Genomic DNA, 18,701 nt, shown 5'->3' with positions numbered 1-18,701 from the left:
AAGCTATCGGACCACTGATCGCAGCATAATAATTATAAATTTTACGATTTCGATGATAATCACCCACTTGATAAAACCATTACAAATTCGTCATTTCTATCAAACAAATCAAACCATAGAACACAGGTGCATTAAACACCAGGCTATCTATCCGATCCAGTAATCCGCCATGTCCGGGGATTAATGTCCCCGTATCCTTGACTCCCGTCTTGCGTTTCAAAAAGGAGAAAAGCACATCACCACAAAATCCTAACGTACCAAAGAGCAAGCCAAGCAACGAAAAGCAGATAAAATCCCCTAATGGCAACAACAGATAGCCCAAGATATTACTCAAAATTACAGTTAGCCCGATACCACCGATACATCCGGCAACAGTTTTGTTTGGACTGATACGCGGCACGATCTTTCGTTTACCAAAGAATTTACCCATGAGGTATTGGAATACATCGTTCAGTTCTGTTAAAACAATGATATAGGCCACGAGCCGTAACCCCATTAGTTCATCCTGATGGATTTCGACCGTCCGGATAAAGGTCAGCTGGCTGAATGCAAGCAAGCAGGCAGCCGCTCCAAAAGTCATTCCGATCGCGGCGCTCACCGTTGTTTTCTGTTCCAACCGAAAAAAAAGCCCAATCCCTATGCACAACAGTGCAGCCCATAACAAGTAAGCTCCATACGAGCAGTAGATTAAAAGTAGCAATTGCAATAGAGCAGCGAAAATAGCAAAGGGCAATGCAGGACCAAAATTTGGCACAAACATCTTCATAAATTCGCGCATGCCCTGGAAGGTAATCCAAGAAACAAACAGCAAAGATGTTGTTTGTGGAACGAAAGCAATCGCCAGTACGAGTACAATATAGCCCCAGCTTCTGACTCGGACAGGTACGTCAGCAAACTTGCCCTTCGGATTGGAGACTTCACTCATGTATCACCAATGCCTTTCTCAATCGTGTTATTGAACTCAAGGCCAATAACAAGCATAGCACAGCAAAAATATATCCCGACAATGCAGTTATCGAAACATGCAATAAACTCAAAATCCCGTATACCCCAAGCAGCAGCGCACGGTCACTTTTGCCCATGGGTCCATCATAACGACGGTCATTGGCGACAACCTTTCCAATCAGCCCGCAGAATTCATTGATCACACTCAAGACAATAAAACCAACCACCAGGTATAAACGCTCGGGATGAAATTTCAGCAAGGGAAAGAAGATCAGGACATCGGAGACAATATCGCCCACCTCGTTCAGGACTTCACCTTTCTTACTCGTCTGATCAAAAAGACGGGCCATCATACCATCCAGTGCATTGAAGGCCATGCGAAATAATAAACCGATTGGCAATGCCAAAAACAACATTGGCATCCGATCGGCATACCAGAACAGTACCGCAATAACCAAAGACAAAGCGATTGAGCCAATCGTAATCTGATTGGCCGTTACCTTTTTCCGATGTAAGAAGGTCAGAATCGGCATCAATAACTGCTGAAACTTTGGTTTTAATTTATAAACAGAAATCATATATGCACTATGTAACTTATTTTTTTGATTTTTTTTAAAAAAATTTTGCATAGTGTAATAAATACACTATATTTGTATCATCATAATTTAGGTTTATAATTGGTTATTTAAGGTTTTCATTCTCCCCGTTTGAAAACCTTTTTTTTTGCTCCTAAATCACATATTACCATCTTCCGCCAGCACCACCACCACCTGAAGATCCACCGCCAAAGCTGCCTCCGCCACTACTGCTTGACCCGCCACCCCCAGAACTGCTCGATGAAGACCGTACTTTAACGGGTATGGTATGCTCGCCATGAGACACACGGTGACCACAGTTTTTACATTTATCAAAACGTTCCTCCAACCCCTGCGAACTGTAAGTTGCAGATCGGATCGTATGTGAAAGCCCCGTTTCAAACGTATGGTAATGGCATTGCGGACAATCCATATAGCCTGCGTTTTCATCCCAGGGAACCAGTTTGATTTCATTGCTTGTCTGATTTACCCAGATCTCATAAGATCGACTGCCAATTCTCTCCTCCATGAGCTGTCCCTTATCCAAGTAAGCGCTTTCTCGGGTAGATACATCATCCTTATTCATCCGTAACCAGCTTCCCGAATCATCCGGAGGAGTCAGTCTAAGTTCATTCCTTCGGATCCGTTTATTTATGCCAAAGAGATCAAACAGTGCTAAAGGACTTAACAGTAAAGGAACAAGTCCCCAAATGCGAAATTTACGCAGAGCTTGCTGGATATTCTCCTCATCGCGATAAGAATTAACAATCTGCGTACGACTCGCATTATATTTCATCGCCAATGTGATACTGCCAAATATAAAAATAAAGTAAGGAAGGTTTTTCCATTGATAAACGACTTCAAAGTTGTTCAATGCAAAAGCACATATAAACACACTGGCAAACATCAACATCCCCATACAACCACAGCCGCTGACCAGTGGTGGGAAATACTTACTTTTCTTGGTCAGTTGCCCTTTTATCGCGCGGGTCACCTCTCCCAGCCAGATATAACAAATGGCAAATAAAGCCAGTACCAAAAGTGAATTTCGCAGGATAGGACTGCTGAAGCTCCAGATCGGAGTTGCCTCAGGCATCAGGCGCTCCAATTCAGCCTTGCTATCAGGCGACATCAGGATCGCTTTGATAAACTGTGAAGCATCAAGAACGCCCTGATCATAATTTCCATTTCGAAAATTTGGTACGAGATACTTCTCACCGATCCGCTTTAAATAGGCATCCGGCAAGGTACTTTCCATCCCATAACCCGTAATAAAGCGATATTCCCGCCGGTCTTTGGCAATAAACAATAATAAACCATTGTTACTTTCCTTCTTACCGATACCCCAGGTATTAAATAATTTGAGTGCAAATTCAAAATCGCTGTCACCGACATAGTCATTGACCAATACAATGGCAAACTCACTTTTAGTAGCTGCCTCAATCTGTGCGGATAAACCATCCAGTTCAGCTACAGTACCCGATGACAAAATCCCATCAGGATTGGATACAAAATAGTCCTGCCCCCTCTGCTTCGGACTGGGAATATTATCAACGGTATACTGGGCCAACACCGGAGCAGCATTCAAACAGCAGCTTAGCCAAAGTAAAATAAAGATATAGAGTGGATGTGATCTATGCATATTTTAGACAACTAGAACAATAAAATTCGGTTCATTGTCACGATATTAAGAAAAAAAAATCAAACAAACGTTTCCATCAAAGAAAAGCCCATAATTGGTTGATCATGGGCCTGTATAATTCAATATTCGTTTGAGCTATTCATGTATATCCTTGCGATTACTTCATATAATCGTTTTGTTGAGCTAATGAACTAGATTTATTTTACAGCAACGGTTCATGGAGCGTGTCTTGCGGCAACTTTAAAAATGATATGATACTTTCCCATTCGTTGTCAATGGCCAAGCCAATGTAAAATCAAGACACCGATCAATCCAACAACAGAAACGAGCGTTTCCATCACCGTCCATGAGCGAAACGTATCCTTCATGCTCACTCCAAAATAAGATTTAAACATCCAAAACCCCGGATCATTGACGTGTGAGAACATGAGACTGCCTGCTCCCGTCGCTAGTACCATTAATTCAGGAGTAACATTTCCTGCTTGCACAATGGGGAGCATAATGCCCGCTGCCGTGAGTCCAGCAACACTTGCCGAACCGATCACTAGGCGAATGATGCCGGCTATTAACCATGCAAGCACAAGAGGCGACAAGCTCAGGTCTGCGGTTAGGTCTGCGATGTAGTTGGCTACACCACTATCTACCAAAATTTGCTTGAAGGCGCCTGATGCTGCAATGATAAAAAGGATCATCATTATCCCACGAATTGCTTCTTCCACACTTTCTGACTGCTCCCGCAAACTTTTACCTTGGCGGATACCCATCGTGTACATCGCCACTAGCGATGCAATCATTAAAGCCACCACCGGGTCACCCAAGAAACGTAGTGCCGTCAGCCAAGAGGAGCCTTCTGGGAATATTAGATGTGCAAATGAACCAAAAGCAATTAAAATTATTGGAAACAGCCCCGTAAATATACTAATTGCAAATCCGGGAAGCTCTTTCCTATCTGCCTGATCGTGTTCAGGAAAAAACTCGGCCGGTGGGTTGGTCGGAATACGCTTAAGCATTCTGCCAAAAAGTGGTCCACCGATAATTATGGCAGGAATTGCAACAACAATGCCATAGGCCATTGTCAAGCCTATATCCGCATTGTAAGTAACCGCTATGGCTGTAGCGCCCGGATGTGGTGGCAAATAACCGTGCGTCACGGACAGCGCTGCCAGCAGTGGAATGGCTACGTAAAGCAAGGGCATTTTATTGGAAGCACATACCATGAAAACGAACGGTACTAAGACGATAAAACCGACATTGTAAAATAAGGGAATTCCAACTAAAAAACCCGTGAGAACCATTGCCCAAGGTAAGTTCTTTCGGCCAAATACAGCCGTTAGTTTCGTTGTAATCTTTTCTGCAGCTCCCCCTTCCGCCATCAATTTACCCAGTAAAGACCCGAAAGCCAACAAAAGTGCCAATTGGCCCATAGTACTGCTCACTCCGGTTTCAACAGATTTAAGGATATCGACGGCATTCATATTCATGGCAAAACCGACCGCAACAGAGGTTATCAGTAACGAGAAGATCGTGTTTAACCTGACGACAGTGACTAAAAGAAGTAGTAAAGCTACTCCCAAAATAACGATGATTAGAGGCATAATAATTTACATCTAGTTAAAACTCACCTTCCAATATATGGTACAGGTGTTCAAATTTCTGGAAGTTTTTAATATATACGGCGTGATTCTCCGCACTCGGTTTGTAATAGTGCTCGGTATCTTGTGCTCCCCCCGCTTGCTTGTTTTTTACGGTAGGCTCCTCCCTATGTATACCCAATGCTTCCAGGCCTATCAATGCGGCTCCCCATGCAGAGCTTTCTACCGTATTTTTGGTGAATACAGGTTTATTGAAAATGTCTGCAAGCATTTGCACCAACATCGATGAACGTGCTAAGCCGCCGCTTGCAAAGATTGTATGAATGGGGCCGGTGTTCTCCTCTAATGCGATTCCTACACTGTAAATTGCAAACAACATCCCTTCCATCATGGCCCGCGCAAAGTGCGCTCTGCCATGATGCAGCTGTATTCCAAAATAAACGCCTTTTGCATTGGAATTCCAATGTGGTGCCCGTTCACCAGTTAAATAGGGCAAGAATATCAAGCCCTCTGCCCCGGGAACGACGGACTCGACCAAAGCATTTAACGAGGCAGAAGAATCTCCATCCGTTTCCATTTGGGCAAATTCATGCAAAAAGTTATCTCGAAACCAGTTGCGCAATACACCGCCATTGTTAACAGCGCCACCAATTATATATTCATTTGGCCTCAGTAGGTAGGTAAATAGCCTTTGTTTTTTTTCTTGATTTGCCTGCGAACTTGCTACGCGAATAGCTCCACTGGTACCGATAGTTACCGAAGCCACTCCAGGACTTATAGCCCCTACCCCGAGATTAGCCAAACAACCATCGCTACCACCTATAACAAAAGGGGTATCTTCAGGAATGTGCATCAAAGCCGCAATTTCTCGGCTAGGCATATTTAAAATATAATCGACCGGAACTGGCGATGCCAGTTGTTCCTCCGTTACGCCCGCCAATCTTAACGCCTGATCAGACCATGTTAGGCGATGTATGTCGAAAAGCCCTGTTGCAGATGCAATGGAATGATCGACCACATAGACGCCAAAGAGCCGGTAAAAAAGAAATTCTTTGATACCGATAAACTTGTGCGACTGAGCAAATAATTTTTGATCGTTAGACTTTATCCACATTAATTTGCAAAGCAAAGACATGGGATGTATGGGTGTACCGGTCTGCTGATAAAGCTGCCTGCCCGCCTCACTTGCCTCCAAAGCAACCGCAATATCCTCACTTCTGCGATCTGCCCATATCATGCAATTGCTAAGTGGTTTGCCAGCCGAGTCAACAGCGATCAGTCCATGCATAGCACTGCTCACCGAAATGCATACGGGTTTCGGTGTCTCGGCACTAGATTGCTTTAAGCCAATCATTACATGTGCAATAGACTCAATACATGCAGCATAAACAATCTCCGGATCTTGCTCATACCAGCCTTCCGACGGGTTTAATATGGGATAAGATATACTATGCTGCGACAAGATGTTACCTTCGCAGTCAAATGCAACAGCTTTCGCAGATGATGTACCAATGTCTAATCCAATGATCATAAATAAAATTGATGTTTAGGAGAACTCAATATACGGATTATCTGTTGTTTTACCCGGTCTGGAGAAAATTATTTCCCCTAATGCACATCGTCCTATTGATCAGGAAGGTATCTTTCATACACTTTGGGATTAAGAAAAAAAAGCTTGAAGATTCGATTTAATCTTCGTTCAAGACGCAAAAAAGCGGCTTTTTTATATAAAGCCGCTTTTTATAATTGAGCCTCCTATCGAGATGAACCAATGCCCCACGGATTACAAGTCCGTTGCTCCACCAGCTGAGCTAAGGAAGCTTCCTTTACAGATAAAGTTTCTGATTTCTGTACCGCAAATATCGGATTTGAACAAAAACTTGTAACGTATGATTATGTGAGATAGACTAACAGAATACGTTTACACTCCGTTGATTTAGATGCTATCGCTCAATATCCTTTAAACTGCTCATTTTCTTATATTCCAAGAATCCTTTGATATCCTCAAAATGCTCACGGACACGTTTGTTTCCAAACTCGAAGACTTTTTCCGCTAAACCGTCCAAAAAGTCACGGTCGTGTGAAACAAGGATCAATGTGCCATCAAAATCCTTCAATGCATCTTTGATAATATCCTTGGTCTTCATGTCCAAATGGTTGGTAGGCTCATCGAGGATCAATACATTTACTGGTTCCAAAAGAAGTTTTATCATCGCTAGACGCGTACGCTCACCTCCGGATAATACCTTAACCTTTTTCGTCGTGTCATCACCACTGAACATAAAAGCGCCCAAAAGATCTTTCATTTTTACACGCACATCGCCTACTGCGATTTGATCGATGGTATCAAAAACAGTCAGTTCACCATCCAGCAAGGCCGCCTGATTTTGAGCGAAGTAACCAATCTTGGCATTATGACCTACCTTTAGCGTACCTTCAAAATCTATTTCACCCATAATCGCTTTAATCATGGTGGATTTACCCTCTCCGTTTTTACCGACAAAAGCAACCTTTTCTCCACGTTCAATGACCATGTTTGCTTTTTGAAATACCACATGATCATCATAAGCTTTTGTAAGATCTTCGACAATGACCGGATATTGACCCGACCGAGGTGAAGGTGGAAATTTTAGGCGCAAGGCCGAAGTATCTACTTCGTCAATTTCTATGATTTCCAATTTCTCCAACATCTTGACACGCGACTGCACCTGCAAAGTTTTCGAGTAAGTACCTCTGAAACGGTCGATGAATTCCTGATTGTCAGCAATAAAACGCTGCTGTTCCTCATAAGCTTTCAATTGATGCTGACGTCTTTCCTGACGCAGTTCCAAATAGTGACTATATTTAGCTCGATAGTCATAAATACGGCCCATCGTCACCTCAATGGTACGATTGGTGATATTATCGACAAAGGCCTTATCGTGTGAAATAACAATAACTGCCTTGGCCGAATTGACCAAGAAATCCTCCAGCCATTGGATACTCTCGATATCCATGTGATTGGTCGGCTCATCCAACAAAATCAGATCTGGTTTTTTCAATAGTATCTTGGCCAGCTCAATACGCATACGCCATCCCCCGGAAAACTCTGAGGTCTGTCTGGTAAAATCCGATCGTTCAAAACCAAGCCCTTTCAGCACCTTCTCAACTTCCGCGTCGTAATTGACCTCTTCGATCGAATAAAATTTCTCACTCAGTTCCGACACGCGTTCGATCAATTGCATGTAATCATCCGACTCATAATCCGTACGGATATTCAACTGCTCGTTCAGACGTTCCAATTCATCGCGCATCCCATAGACCTCCTCAAAAGCCTTAGATGTTTCCTCAAAAACCGTCACGTTGTCCTCTGTTAGCAAATGCTGTGGTAGATAAGCAATGATGGCATCCTTTGGTCCCGCCACATTACCCGTCGTAGGCTTGCCCACCCCAGCGATAATTTTCAGCAAGGTAGATTTACCCGCACCGTTCTTACCCATCAATGCAATCTTATCATTCTCATTGATCGAGAAAGATACATCCGAAAAAAGAGTCGTTCCCCCAAAGGAAACTGAAATATTATTTACGTCAATCACTTTATGTACACTTAAATTTGCCACAAAGATAAGCGAATCAATCTTATAAATAGACAATGGATCATTTTTGTGTATCTTTGCACCATGCGTTTTGATATTATTACGGTCTTACCAGACCTTTTGGAAAGTCCATTTGCACACTCTATTTTACAACGTGCAAAGAATAAAGGCCTCGCGGAGATATATGTACACAATTTAAGAGATTACTCAACAAATAAGCACAAAAGTGTGGACGATTATCCCTATGGCGGCGGTTCCGGCATGGTGCTCCAGATCGAACCTTTCGCCAAGTGCATTGAACAATTGCAGGCCGAACGGACATACGATGAAATCATCTATATGACTCCCGATGGTGAAACCTTTAATCAGGATATCGCAAACGGGCTCTCGACAAAGGGTAACATGATGATTCTCTGCGGTCACTACAAGGGTATAGACCAACGCATCAGGGATATATATGTGACAAAAGAAATCTCGGTAGGTGATTATGTGCTGTCTGGTGGCGAACTTCCGGCAGCAATTGTTACAGACGCGATCATCCGTCTGATCCCCGGAGTTTTGTCCGACGAAACCTCCGCACTTTCGGATTCTTTCCAGGACGGATTGTTGGATGCACCGATCTATACGCGCCCCGCAGACTGGAAAGGGCACAAAGTACCCGATATTCTGCTCAGTGGACATGAAGCAAACATCGCTACCTGGAAGCATGAACAACAGTTAAAAAGAACGCAAGAGAGACGTCCCGATTTATTAAATGATTAAGAAATAAGGCGAATTTTTGTTTTTTTATCACAAAAAGTTTGCTTATTTATTTTTTTTTATAAATTTGTGTAATAATGACACGAAGATATACAAATACAAATTGGTGGTGGCCTGAAGCAATAAGCATCGGGAATCAATTGGTATTGTCATAATATTTCATAATCAACCAAAACCATTTATGGAAATTCCAAACCCGATGCTAACCAGTATCGGGTTTTTTTTATGTATAAAATTTATCACAGCGAATAAAAGAATAAAATGAAGTATAAATTCAAAACACAGAGCAGAAAGTTGCTCGCCGACACAACTACACCGGTGAGTATTTATCTTCGATTACGGGATATCTTTCCAAATTCACTGCTATTGGAAAGTTCAGATTACCATAGTCGTGATAACAATATCAGTTATATCTGCTGCCAACCCATTGCAGGGATCCAGCTGGACGAGCGGGAACTGACCTTAACCTATCCCGGGAAAGAACGAATTGTCAAAAATGCACAAGAAATCGAATTACGCCAGGAAGTTTCCGATTTCCGGAATTCTTTCGAAGATTCGACAATTGCCGAACTGAATTTAATCTCCAATGGGTTATTCGGTTACTTTACATTTGACTGCATTGAGCATTTTGAGGATATCAAGCTGACCACACCTGTCGATCCGGCACGCAAGATACCGTTTATGCAGTACCACGTCTACAAATATGTGATCGCCATTGACCATTTCCGTAATCAGCTGTATATTTTCGAACATCTTTTGGGAGATGAAGAGTCTGAACTGGAACGTATGCAGTTCCTGATCCAGAACAAAAACTTCCCAGAGTACACATTTAAATTGGCCGGAGAGGAAAGTTCCAACCGTAGCGATGAGGAGCACCGTCAACTAGTCAAGAAGATGAAAGAACATATCCAACGCGGTGACGTCTTTCAGATTGTTCCATCCCGGGGTTTCCGAACACCATTCTCGGGAGATGAGTTCAATGTCTACCGTGCATTGCGCTCCATTAACCCCTCGCCTTACCTATTTTATTTTGATTATGGTGATTTTAAACTATTCGGATCATCGCCCGAGGCTCAGTTGCGCATCCACGGCAAACAGGCTACCATCTTCCCTATTGCCGGAACCTTCAAAAGAACCGGAAACATGGAGGAAGACCAAAAAATTGCCTCTCGACTAAAACAAGACCCGAAAGAGACATCCGAACATGTGATGTTGGTAGACCTTGCCCGTAATGATCTGAGCAGACACTGTACCCAGGTTAAAGTGGAATCGTATATGGAACCACAATATTACTCGCATATTATCCACTTGGTATCGAAGGTAACTGGCGTGCTTAAGGACAATATCAATCCCTTTGACATTGTAGGAGATACTTACCCTGCCGGAACATTGTCCGGAGCACCAAAACATATGGCCCTGACACTCATTGACCGCTATGAGGGATTGCAACGCTCGTTCTACTCCGGAGCAATTGGCTTCATGGGTTTCAATGGAGATTTCAATCATGCCATCATGATCCGCTCATTCCTGAGCAAACAAAATACCTTACATTATCAGGCCGGAGGCGGAATTGTACTGGATTCAGATCCGGAAATGGAACTTCAGGAAGTCAACAATAAAATAGCTGCTTTGCGAAAAGCATTACAATTAGCAGAAACGTTATGATCAGACCATTAGAATACTGTGTCAATACCCAACATATCAATGTTTCAATCGACACCATCGACAACCGCATCGTTGAATTGCTAGCCCTACGGAAAGCATATCTTCATAAGGCAAAAGTATTGCAGGATGATACAGATAACGAGCAGCATATTATTAAAAATATCAGCAGCAATCAGGTGACACTGGCAAAGAGATTCGATCTGCCAATAGAATTTGTCCAGGCGATATTTCAGGAAATAGATAATTACTTTAATCAGGACTATACAACAAGAGGTTATGAGCAACAATAAAATCGTTGTCATTGACAATTACGATTCATTCACCTATAATTTGGTTCACTTGCTCCAGGAACTGGGACAGGACTATGTGGTGTTGAGAAATGATAAATTCAAACTGGAAGAGCTGGAAGCATTCGATAAAATCCTCCTTTCCCCAGGTCCAGGGATTCCTGAAGAGGCGGGCTTACTGCTTGATGTGATCCGCACCTATGCGCCACACAAAAGTATATTAGGCATCTGCCTGGGCCAGCAGGCAATCGCCGAAGTATTTGGCGGTACCTTATTTAACATGGAAAAACCATTGCATGGTGTCGCAACAGACATTATCGTAACCGATGAATCCGAAAAGCTATTTCAGGATTTTCCGAAAGATTCTAAAATAGGGCGCTACCATTCATGGGCAGTAAACAAGGATACATTGCCGAGTACACTTAAAGTTACGGCTGTAGACGAGAACGGCATCATCATGGCACTGACACATACAGAGTATGATGTGCGTGGAATGCAGTTCCATCCGGAATCAGTACTAACAACAAATGGGAAAAAATTAATTGAAAACTGGTTGTTTCAACACTAATATCTAAATACTACAAATGACTATACTGGATAAAATCATTGAACGAAAAAGAATAGAAGTAGAAAAAGCGAAAGCCTTAGTTCCATTCGAAGAGCTGTTGAACTATCCCTATTTCAACGTAGCCTGTCTTTCGTTACGGGAATCTATATTAGATCCTGAAAAAACAGGAATTATAGCTGAATATAAACGAGCGTCTCCCTCAAAAGGAGATATCAACAGTACAGCAAAGGTCGAAGATGTTGTCAAGGCCTATGAAGAAGCCGGTGCCTCGGCGGTATCTGTGCTGACCGATGGGGAGTTTTTCAAGGGCAATCTTGAAGATCTTTCCAAAGCAAGGGAAGCAATTAACATCCCTATTTTGCGCAAAGAATTCATTGTGGACAAATATCAGATTACTGAGGCCAAGGCTTATGGTGCTGATGTTATCCTTTTAATAGCAGCATGTCTAAAAAAAGAAGAAGTGCAGGAATTTGCTGCTTATGCACATCAGATCGGACTCAACGTATTGCTTGAAGTACACAATGAACAGGAACTGTTGGATAATCTTTTTGACGATATTGATGCCATCGGTGTCAATAACAGAAACCTAAAAGATTTCACCGTCGATCTACAACATTCGTATGATCTTTTGGATAAGATTCCATCCGAATACATCAAAGTGTCTGAAAGTGGCATCTCCGATCCCAAGACGATTAAAGCATTAAAAAAGGCTGGTTTCCATAGCTTTTTAATCGGTGAAAATTTTATGAAAACCACAGATCCGGGGAAAGCGATCAAGGATTTCGTAAAAGAAATTTAGAAATTATTTAAAACGAATCTAAATAAGCCTATCTTTGCGTCAGAACAGCGAACTGGTATTTTGGAAAAAGAGTTTTTTATTATAGATAAAGCAGGTTTTGAGCAAATATATCTTCAACACTGGGAAGGTATGTTTGCCTTTTGCCTGAGCAGCATCAAAGATGAAGAACATTCCAAGGAAATTGTACAGGATGTTTTCAAATCACTCTGGGAACGGCGTGATGAACTTCGTCTCATCGAGGTTGAACGGTATCTGATCAGATCAGTAAAACTCAAAACATTTGAATACATTCGCAATAAAGTATCGCGGCAGCAACACCTGGACAACATTTCAAATACAAGAGAAGAGCATTACGTAGATAATTCGCTGATCGCTGATGAACTGGCCAAGAAAATATCAAATCTGATTGATACTCTGCCTAAACAATGTAAAAATGTCTTCCGCATGAGCAGAGAACAGGGGCTCACCAACAAGGAAATTGCACATAAGCTCTATATTTCAGAAAGAGCGGTAGAATATCATATTTCACGAGCATTAAAAACATTAAAAACAGAACTAACGGAATATATATCCTAAATTTAGCTATACAAAAGAAATCCTGTACTTTTGTCAGGAAGTATATTATATGAAAATAGACCATAAACTCATAGAGAAATATCATTTAGGCCAATGCTCTCCCGCAGAACAACTTCTTGTGGAAGAATGGTTATTGGATGATACCCTCGAGTCGGATCCCTTGTCTATTTCCATTGCTAAAAAAACAAAATTAGAAACGGATATCTGGGCCGAGCTGAGCAGCCATATTGATCGATCCGAAGTCCCAACAATAGTTCCTCCTAAAAAATATGGTTTTAAATATATTGGAATAGCCGCCAGTATTGTATTTTTAATCAGTTTTGGTTTTTATCAATTTAGTAAGGATGCCGAAAAAGCTTCCGCCATCTTTGATAACGGAACAAGTGCTGGACTGAAGTATATTAACCAGCATAGTTATAATATCATCTTGGGTAAAAATGCAAGGGCAGAGATCAATACGGATACCGGGGAATTCAAAACTTCAGGCAATATGATGTTCATACCCAAAAAAAACTTTGCCTTTAGCTTTTCTGGAACAGATAAAAAGAAGGAGTTCAAACATGGGGAAACATATTTTGTATTAAAACCACAAAAAAATGGCAAGCAAGTAATAATCTCCAAATCGGAACTTACCTTTTTAGCTCCTACCATCCAACACGAACTGAAAATACAATTTAATATCATCTAAATAAGAAGAACCTCAATTAGTCCATACACTCATGCTCTCCAACCGCTTCACGCTATTCTTATCCTCGTTATTACTCCATTTGGTAGTAAGCTGTGGAACAGATGACGGAGAACAAAATGCAGCCGGAAAGTACAGTCTTTATACGATGAATAAGGATCTCAGCAATACCATCCTGACGACAAATACGGTGGATAGCGGGAATCTGACAATTTCGAAAAATGGAATCGACGTTTCTACAAAACTTTTTGATAGAAGCATCATCGTCAAAGACAAGCATTTTTATTTTTTGAGGGCAGGGAAATTCAGAAAATATATACTTGAACCAAACGGGTTAAAGGAAATTGCTCAATTGGATATGCAGGACCGGCATATTGAAAACATCAGCTGGATCCATCAGGATACATTACTCTTATTCACTTCGGACAACAAAACAAATCGTCGGCTATGGATCTATAAAATTGCCGTCCATGATTTCAAAATCAACCAACAGCAAGAGATAAAATTACCGCCGGCCGCAGCGGATTTTAAGATCCTTTCTGTGGGTTTTGGCACGATACATCAACAGCAATTGCTGGTCGGTTATACGTTTAATAAAGTAATCAACGAAACTGACTTCACCACAATAGACACCCTATACGTCGCAACATTGGATAAGGCGACTTTACGATTGAAAAATATACAAAAAGATATACGATCCACTTACCCCGGTGGAGTTAATACGGTACAGTCTTACAGCTTTCATGACGAAAATGGGAACTTCTATTTTATGTCCTGCCCGGGCATAGCGCTGGGCAACAGTCCGTCGAAACCTACCGCAATTTTCAGAATTGACAGCAATTCTACCCATATCAACCCTACCTATTTCCTAAATTTAACAGCCAAAACGCACAATCATGCTTATGGCATGTGGTATTTGGGTAACAATCAAGCGATCGTGCGTAGTGAACGTAGAGACCGCTACACAGACTTTAGCGATCATCATTCCACCTATCAATTTGAGTACTATGTAGTCGATCTTATCCGCCAAACTACTAAAAAATTAAATCTTCCTTTCGACAAGGGAACGCGTAAAGAATCCGTTCTCGTTGAAAATGGGAAAGCCTATATCACCATAGACGACGCAAAGGATCAGCATCAAGTTTGGGTCTATGATATCACATCAAAAAATATTCAGGTTGGTCTTACCCTAGATCAAGCGACCGATTTTATTGTCAGAATAGACCGATTAAACTAAATTTTCGACTGATATTCAGCTTATTAAAAAATAATATCATTTATTTACTTTTTTGACCTTCGGTAAATTTAGAGTTACGCTACTTTTCTATGTGTAATTAATCTAAATAAAATAATGTCAAAATTTAAAATAATATGGTTAATCGTATTCTTAATCATATCTCAATCTTCTTTTGCCCAACAAGTAGCTGAACTCAAAGGTAAGATCGTGACAGCTTCCAATGAACCAATTGAAGGAGCTTCCATTACATTTAGAGAAATCAAGCAGGGCGCAAAAGCTGATCAAGATGGAAACTTTACAATAAAGGGGATTCCATTTGGAATATACCAGATCAATATCTCTGCTGTTGGTTATAAAACTTTACAAAGAAAGTTTAGAATTAATCAAGAACATGAAATCCTCAGAGAAATACAGCTGACCGCAAAAAATAATGGGTTAGAAGAAGTAAAAATTAACGGAAAAACAGCAGGTAAAAAAATAAAAGATTCCGGTTTTAATGTCAACGTCATTGAAACAAAGCAATATGCAAATACCAATTCCGATGTCAACCAAATTCTAAACAGAAGCACAGGGGTAAAAATTAGAGAACAAGGAGGACTAGGATCAAAATATTCCTTTTCGCTGAACGGACTATCGGGAAATAACATCAAATTTTTTATTGACGGCGTGCCAATTGAATCTTTCGGAAGCGGTATGAGCCTAAACAATATGCCGGTCAATATTGCGGAACGAATCGAGGTTTACAAAGGTGTTGTGCCTGCCCATCTAGGCTCAGACGCTCTTGGAGGAGCAATCAATATCGTGACCAACCGTGATTACAAAAAATCTTTGGATGTGAGTTACAGCATCAGCTCATTCAACACGCACCGAGCAGCGCTGAGTGCTGGATATAAACATCCAAAAAATGGATTAATGGTCAACCTTAATAGTTATTACAACTTTTCAAACAATAACTATTTAATGAAAACCAATCCTAAGGCAGGAGTCTACATACTTGCTCCCGTAGATGCCTCGAGATTTGACACATTACAATCCGCAAGACGCTTTCATGACGATTATCGCTCATTCATGACCCAGGTCGAGGTTGGTGTGAGCAACAAAAAATGGGCCGATATCGCTGTTTTAGGATTAACCTATAACGATGTCTACGATCAACAGCAGACTGCGGCAACACAGGAACGGGTCTTAGGACAAGTATTTAGTAAAAATCATACATTAACACCCAGTTTAAGGTATAGAAAAGACAAACTCTTCTTTGAGAATCTATCAGCCACTGTATACGCCAACTATTCAAGGGGTGAGAATGTGATCACCGATACGAGTTCACGGACTTATTATTTCTGGAATGGCCTTCCTACGGAATATAGTCCCACGGCTGGTGAACTTAATAGCTATAAATCAATTATTCACCAAAAGATCAACAATAGTTTTTCTCAGCTTAACCTGAACTATAAACTGGCAGCGCAACATCTCATCAATTTCAATTATAATTTAAACACCAATAAACGCGAAAATTATAATGAAATAGACCCCTACAATGATTTTTATAATATTACCAATCAAATCATCCGCACTAATGCTGGATTAAATTATCAGCAATTTTTATGGAAGGAAAAAATCAACAACTCGTTTTTCATAAAAGAATATGGACTATCAGGCAAAACCAATACTTCAGAAAAAACGTCGAAAAATTACTTAGGTTATGGGGCAGTAACAAATATCAGATTTGGAAGTAGTTACGGAATAAAATTATCGTATGAGCATGCTTATCAATTACCATCCTTTACACAACTCTTCGGAGATGGACTCAATATAATGCCGAATGAGAAATTAAGGCCGGCCAACAGCGACAATTACAATTTAAACCTCTACTACGTTACAGCCTTTGGAAATCATCGTCTAAACTTTGATGCTTCCACCTACTATAGAAATGTAAAAGACTATATCATCAGTAAAATGTATGATACACCGCAAGGACAAAAACAGTTAGCCGAGAATGAAGGTGGAGTGAAGGTGAATGGAGTCGATTTTGAGATTAAATATGGTTACAAATCAGATTTTATGGCGGTATTCAATATGAGTTATTATAATGCTGTCGATCGCGAGCGCTTTGATAATAACAACAGAGAAAAAATTACCTACAAAAACCGTACACCGAATGAACCTTGGCTATTCGGGAATCTGGATATCAGTTACGGCCGAAACAATTTATTTGATAAAAAAGATAATCGAATACAGTTAAACTATTATTTGCAGTTTATCAACAACTATTCACTAAGCTGGTCCAAATTAGCTGAAAAATCGACAAAAGATTACATCCCAGCACAATGGTTGCACAACATCGCCGCAACCTATTCTTTCAATAATAATCAGTACAACATCACTATCGAAGGGAAAAACCTGACCGATCAAATTGCGTATGATATTTTCAAGCAACAGCGCCCCGGACGTTCGGTGTATCTAAAACTGCGTTATCTGATCCAATCCACACATTAAAAAATAATTTAAAATTTCATATTATGTTAAAATCAATCACAAAAAGTGTAGGTCTGGTCGCTCTGGCTGGCATGACGCTTATGAGCTGTAGCAAATCAAATCCAGATCCTGCCGAACCAACAGATCCCACTGAAGAGGTAGGTGGGAACTTTGCAATTAAGTTTAGTACAGACAATGGATCTTTTATGCTTCCAGTAAAAGACTTAATGTCTGGCACAATATCTCCAGTAGGGGCAGGTACAGATGTTACAAGCATGTTTCCATGGGAAGAAAATGTGATTCAAAAAGGGAAATATTTTTATTCGATCGATCCAAACGCTTCTAAATTTGGTAAATATGCATTTGAAAACGGTGTACTAAAGACTATTCAAGTTATCCCTTTTACCAAATTAACCACTTTGTATATCGGTTGGCATAGCTGGTTAGATGATGACCGTCTAGCTGTAGGCCCACGTAATAGCAATGAATATGCTATTATCAACACCAAAACAATGACTGTAGAGGCAAATGGATCAATAACTTCTGAAAACGATATCCCAAAAGATCACAGTATGCGTATTTACGCATTTCTTCCCCAAGGAAATAAGGTCGTATTAGGCTATTGCTTGTACAATAATGTCACTAAAGTGAGTTATGACGTCACGTACACAGGCGCTGTTGATTACCCTTCTTTTAAGAATTTCAAAAAAACAGGTGAGGACAATCGTTCAGCACCAGTAGGCCCTGTAAGAAATGGCTATTTCCATAAATTCAAAGAAAACGGTTATACATATCTCCAGACATACACGATGCCAGCACTAGGTGGCGGTAAAAATATGCCTACTGGATTCTATCGTATCAAAGATGGTGACGACAAATTAGATCCCAACTACTTCTTTAACATCAGTCAATACCAAGCTGGTGACAACCAACTGGGCGTTGCATATCTAGGTAATGGAAAAGCTTTGCTCATCAGTGCCCATGACACAAAAAACAATGTTAAAGAATGGAATGATTGGTGGTATGCTGCAATGTGGGAATACCTAATTGTCGATGTAAATTCTCAAAAAGTAATCAAAAAGCTAGATTTTCCATTGGTAAGTAATTCCCGTTCAGCCGTTGTCGTAAATGGTAAGGCATATATTGCGGTGAATGATCCCAAAGCGGATGCCATCTACATCTGGGAATATAATCCCACGACGGACAAATTAACAAAAGGGGCGAAAGTACTTGGTGGTGATGCTGATACACCAATAATCTATAATTTAGATTAATCGCCTTTTCAATAGGGCAACGCTTATTGCCCTATTGAATACATTTT

16 protein-coding genes and 1 tRNA gene are annotated in these 18,701 nt (G+C 40.8%); 10 read left to right on the top strand and 7 right to left on the bottom strand.

Annotated elements, in window-relative coordinates; all coding sequences use genetic code 11:
- Positions 1–79 precede the first annotated feature (79 nt).
- From G6053_RS02515 to G6053_RS02485, 7 genes are all read right to left on the bottom strand, one after another.
- The gene (locus G6053_RS02515; RefSeq protein ID WP_165305466.1) at positions 80–925 is read right to left on the bottom strand and encodes a phosphatidate cytidylyltransferase; all 846 of its coding nucleotides are present in this window, start codon (positions 923–925) and stop codon (positions 80–82) included.
- Positions 918–1,523 carry a CDP-alcohol phosphatidyltransferase family protein gene (locus G6053_RS02510; protein WP_165305465.1) on the bottom strand — a complete coding sequence of 202 codons (606 nt, stop codon included), beginning with the start codon at positions 1,521–1,523 and terminating at the stop codon, positions 918–920. The genes G6053_RS02515 and G6053_RS02510 overlap by 8 nt, the downstream gene beginning before the upstream one ends.
- Before the next feature lie 163 nt (positions 1,524–1,686).
- The gene (locus tag G6053_RS30550) at positions 1,687–3,162 is read right to left on the bottom strand and encodes a TPM domain-containing protein (protein ID WP_206531858.1); all 1,476 of its coding nucleotides are present in this window, start codon (positions 3,160–3,162) and stop codon (positions 1,687–1,689) included.
- Between the two features lie 272 nt (positions 3,163–3,434).
- The gene (locus G6053_RS02500; protein ID WP_165305464.1) at positions 3,435–4,757 is read right to left on the bottom strand and encodes a gluconate:H+ symporter; all 1,323 of its coding nucleotides are present in this window, start codon (positions 4,755–4,757) and stop codon (positions 3,435–3,437) included.
- Positions 4,758–4,773: 16 nt separating this feature from the next.
- Positions 4,774–6,285: a gluconokinase gene (locus G6053_RS02495; RefSeq protein ID WP_165305463.1), complete on the bottom strand. Its 1,512-nt coding sequence runs from the start codon at positions 6,283–6,285 to the stop codon at positions 4,774–4,776.
- A gap of 218 nt (positions 6,286–6,503) precedes the next feature.
- Positions 6,504–6,575 (bottom strand) — tRNA-Thr (locus tag G6053_RS02490).
- 122 nt (positions 6,576–6,697) lie between these two features.
- On the bottom strand, positions 6,698–8,329 hold the full coding sequence (locus G6053_RS02485) for an ABC-F family ATP-binding cassette domain-containing protein (protein WP_165309545.1): 1,632 nt from the start codon (positions 8,327–8,329) through the stop codon (positions 6,698–6,700).
- A gap of 84 nt (positions 8,330–8,413) precedes the next feature.
- On the opposite strand from G6053_RS02485, the gene trmD reads away from it, so the two are divergent.
- The 10 genes from trmD to G6053_RS02435 all read left to right on the top strand — a co-directional run bounded on the left by trmD (position 8,414) and on the right by G6053_RS02435 (position 18,654).
- Complete coding sequence (gene trmD, locus G6053_RS02480) at positions 8,414–9,091, top strand: tRNA (guanosine(37)-N1)-methyltransferase TrmD (RefSeq protein WP_165305462.1); 678 nt, start codon at positions 8,414–8,416, stop codon at positions 9,089–9,091.
- A gap of 258 nt (positions 9,092–9,349) precedes the next feature.
- Positions 9,350–10,753, top strand: coding sequence for an anthranilate synthase component I family protein (locus G6053_RS02475; protein ID WP_108636256.1), 1,404 nt, complete (start codon positions 9,350–9,352; stop codon positions 10,751–10,753).
- Positions 10,750–11,043, top strand: a complete 294-nt coding sequence (locus G6053_RS02470; protein WP_108636257.1) for a chorismate mutase — start codon at positions 10,750–10,752, stop codon at positions 11,041–11,043. The genes G6053_RS02475 and G6053_RS02470 overlap by 4 nt, the downstream gene beginning before the upstream one ends.
- Positions 11,030–11,608 carry an aminodeoxychorismate/anthranilate synthase component II gene (locus G6053_RS02465; protein WP_165305461.1) on the top strand — a complete coding sequence of 193 codons (579 nt, stop codon included), beginning with the start codon at positions 11,030–11,032 and terminating at the stop codon, positions 11,606–11,608. The genes G6053_RS02470 and G6053_RS02465 overlap by 14 nt, the downstream gene beginning before the upstream one ends.
- A gap of 16 nt (positions 11,609–11,624) precedes the next feature.
- Positions 11,625–12,407, top strand: a complete 783-nt coding sequence (gene trpC / locus G6053_RS02460) for an indole-3-glycerol phosphate synthase TrpC (protein ID WP_165305460.1) — start codon at positions 11,625–11,627, stop codon at positions 12,405–12,407.
- Positions 12,408–12,467: 60 nt separating this feature from the next.
- Positions 12,468–12,983 (top strand): RNA polymerase sigma-70 factor, encoded by a 516-nt coding sequence (locus G6053_RS02455; protein WP_241254900.1) that lies wholly within the window; start codon positions 12,468–12,470, stop codon positions 12,981–12,983.
- 49 nt (positions 12,984–13,032) lie between these two features.
- A complete protein-coding gene (locus G6053_RS02450) occupies positions 13,033–13,671 on the top strand; it encodes a hypothetical protein (protein ID WP_165305459.1) in 639 nt (212 codons plus the stop codon).
- Positions 13,672–13,702: 31 nt separating this feature from the next.
- Entirely contained in the window at positions 13,703–14,905 is a 1,203-nt protein-coding gene (locus G6053_RS02445) for a DUF4374 domain-containing protein (RefSeq protein ID WP_165305458.1), read from the top strand.
- A gap of 114 nt (positions 14,906–15,019) precedes the next feature.
- Entirely contained in the window at positions 15,020–17,401 is a 2,382-nt protein-coding gene (locus G6053_RS02440; RefSeq protein ID WP_165305457.1) for a TonB-dependent receptor, read from the top strand.
- Positions 17,402–17,424: 23 nt separating this feature from the next.
- Complete coding sequence (locus G6053_RS02435) at positions 17,425–18,654, top strand: hypothetical protein (protein ID WP_165305456.1); 1,230 nt, start codon at positions 17,425–17,427, stop codon at positions 18,652–18,654.
- Positions 18,655–18,701 lie beyond the last annotated feature (47 nt).

It is taken from the genome of Sphingobacterium sp. DR205 (genome assembly GCF_011064245.1).
GTDB lineage: Bacteria > Bacteroidota > Bacteroidia > Sphingobacteriales > Sphingobacteriaceae > Sphingobacterium > Sphingobacterium athyrii.
Note: the sequence above shows the minus strand (reverse complement) of the source record. Positions and strands in the feature narration are given on the sequence as shown.

Bases quoted from the DNA above. Each gene is read 5' to 3' on its own strand.
- G6053_RS02450 (WP_165305459.1), top strand. From the start codon at position 13,033: ATGAAAATAGACCATAAACTCATAGAGAAATATCATTTAGGCCAATGC.
- G6053_RS02510 (WP_165305465.1), bottom strand. From the start codon at position 1,523: ATGATTTCTGTTTATAAATTAAAACCAAAGTTTCAGCAGTTATTGATG.
- G6053_RS02445 (WP_165305458.1), top strand. From the start codon at position 13,703: ATGCTCTCCAACCGCTTCACGCTATTCTTATCCTCGTTATTACTCCAT.
- G6053_RS02435 (WP_165305456.1), top strand. From the start codon at position 17,425: ATGTTAAAATCAATCACAAAAAGTGTAGGTCTGGTCGCTCTGGCTGGC.
- G6053_RS02495 (WP_165305463.1), bottom strand. From the start codon at position 6,285: ATGATCATTGGATTAGACATTGGTACATCATCTGCGAAAGCTGTTGCA.
- G6053_RS02470 (WP_108636257.1), top strand. From the start codon at position 10,750: ATGATCAGACCATTAGAATACTGTGTCAATACCCAACATATCAATGTT.
- G6053_RS02515 (WP_165305466.1), bottom strand. From the start codon at position 925: ATGAGTGAAGTCTCCAATCCGAAGGGCAAGTTTGCTGACGTACCTGTC.
- G6053_RS02440 (WP_165305457.1), top strand. From the start codon at position 15,020: ATGTCAAAATTTAAAATAATATGGTTAATCGTATTCTTAATCATATCT.
- trmD (WP_165305462.1), top strand. From the start codon at position 8,414: ATGCGTTTTGATATTATTACGGTCTTACCAGACCTTTTGGAAAGTCCA.
- G6053_RS02465 (WP_165305461.1), top strand. From the start codon at position 11,030: ATGAGCAACAATAAAATCGTTGTCATTGACAATTACGATTCATTCACC.
- G6053_RS02475 (WP_108636256.1), top strand. From the start codon at position 9,350: ATGAAGTATAAATTCAAAACACAGAGCAGAAAGTTGCTCGCCGACACA.
- G6053_RS02500 (WP_165305464.1), bottom strand. From the start codon at position 4,757: ATGCCTCTAATCATCGTTATTTTGGGAGTAGCTTTACTACTTCTTTTA.
- G6053_RS30550 (WP_206531858.1), bottom strand. From the start codon at position 3,162: ATGCATAGATCACATCCACTCTATATCTTTATTTTACTTTGGCTAAGC.
- trpC (WP_165305460.1), top strand. From the start codon at position 11,625: ATGACTATACTGGATAAAATCATTGAACGAAAAAGAATAGAAGTAGAA.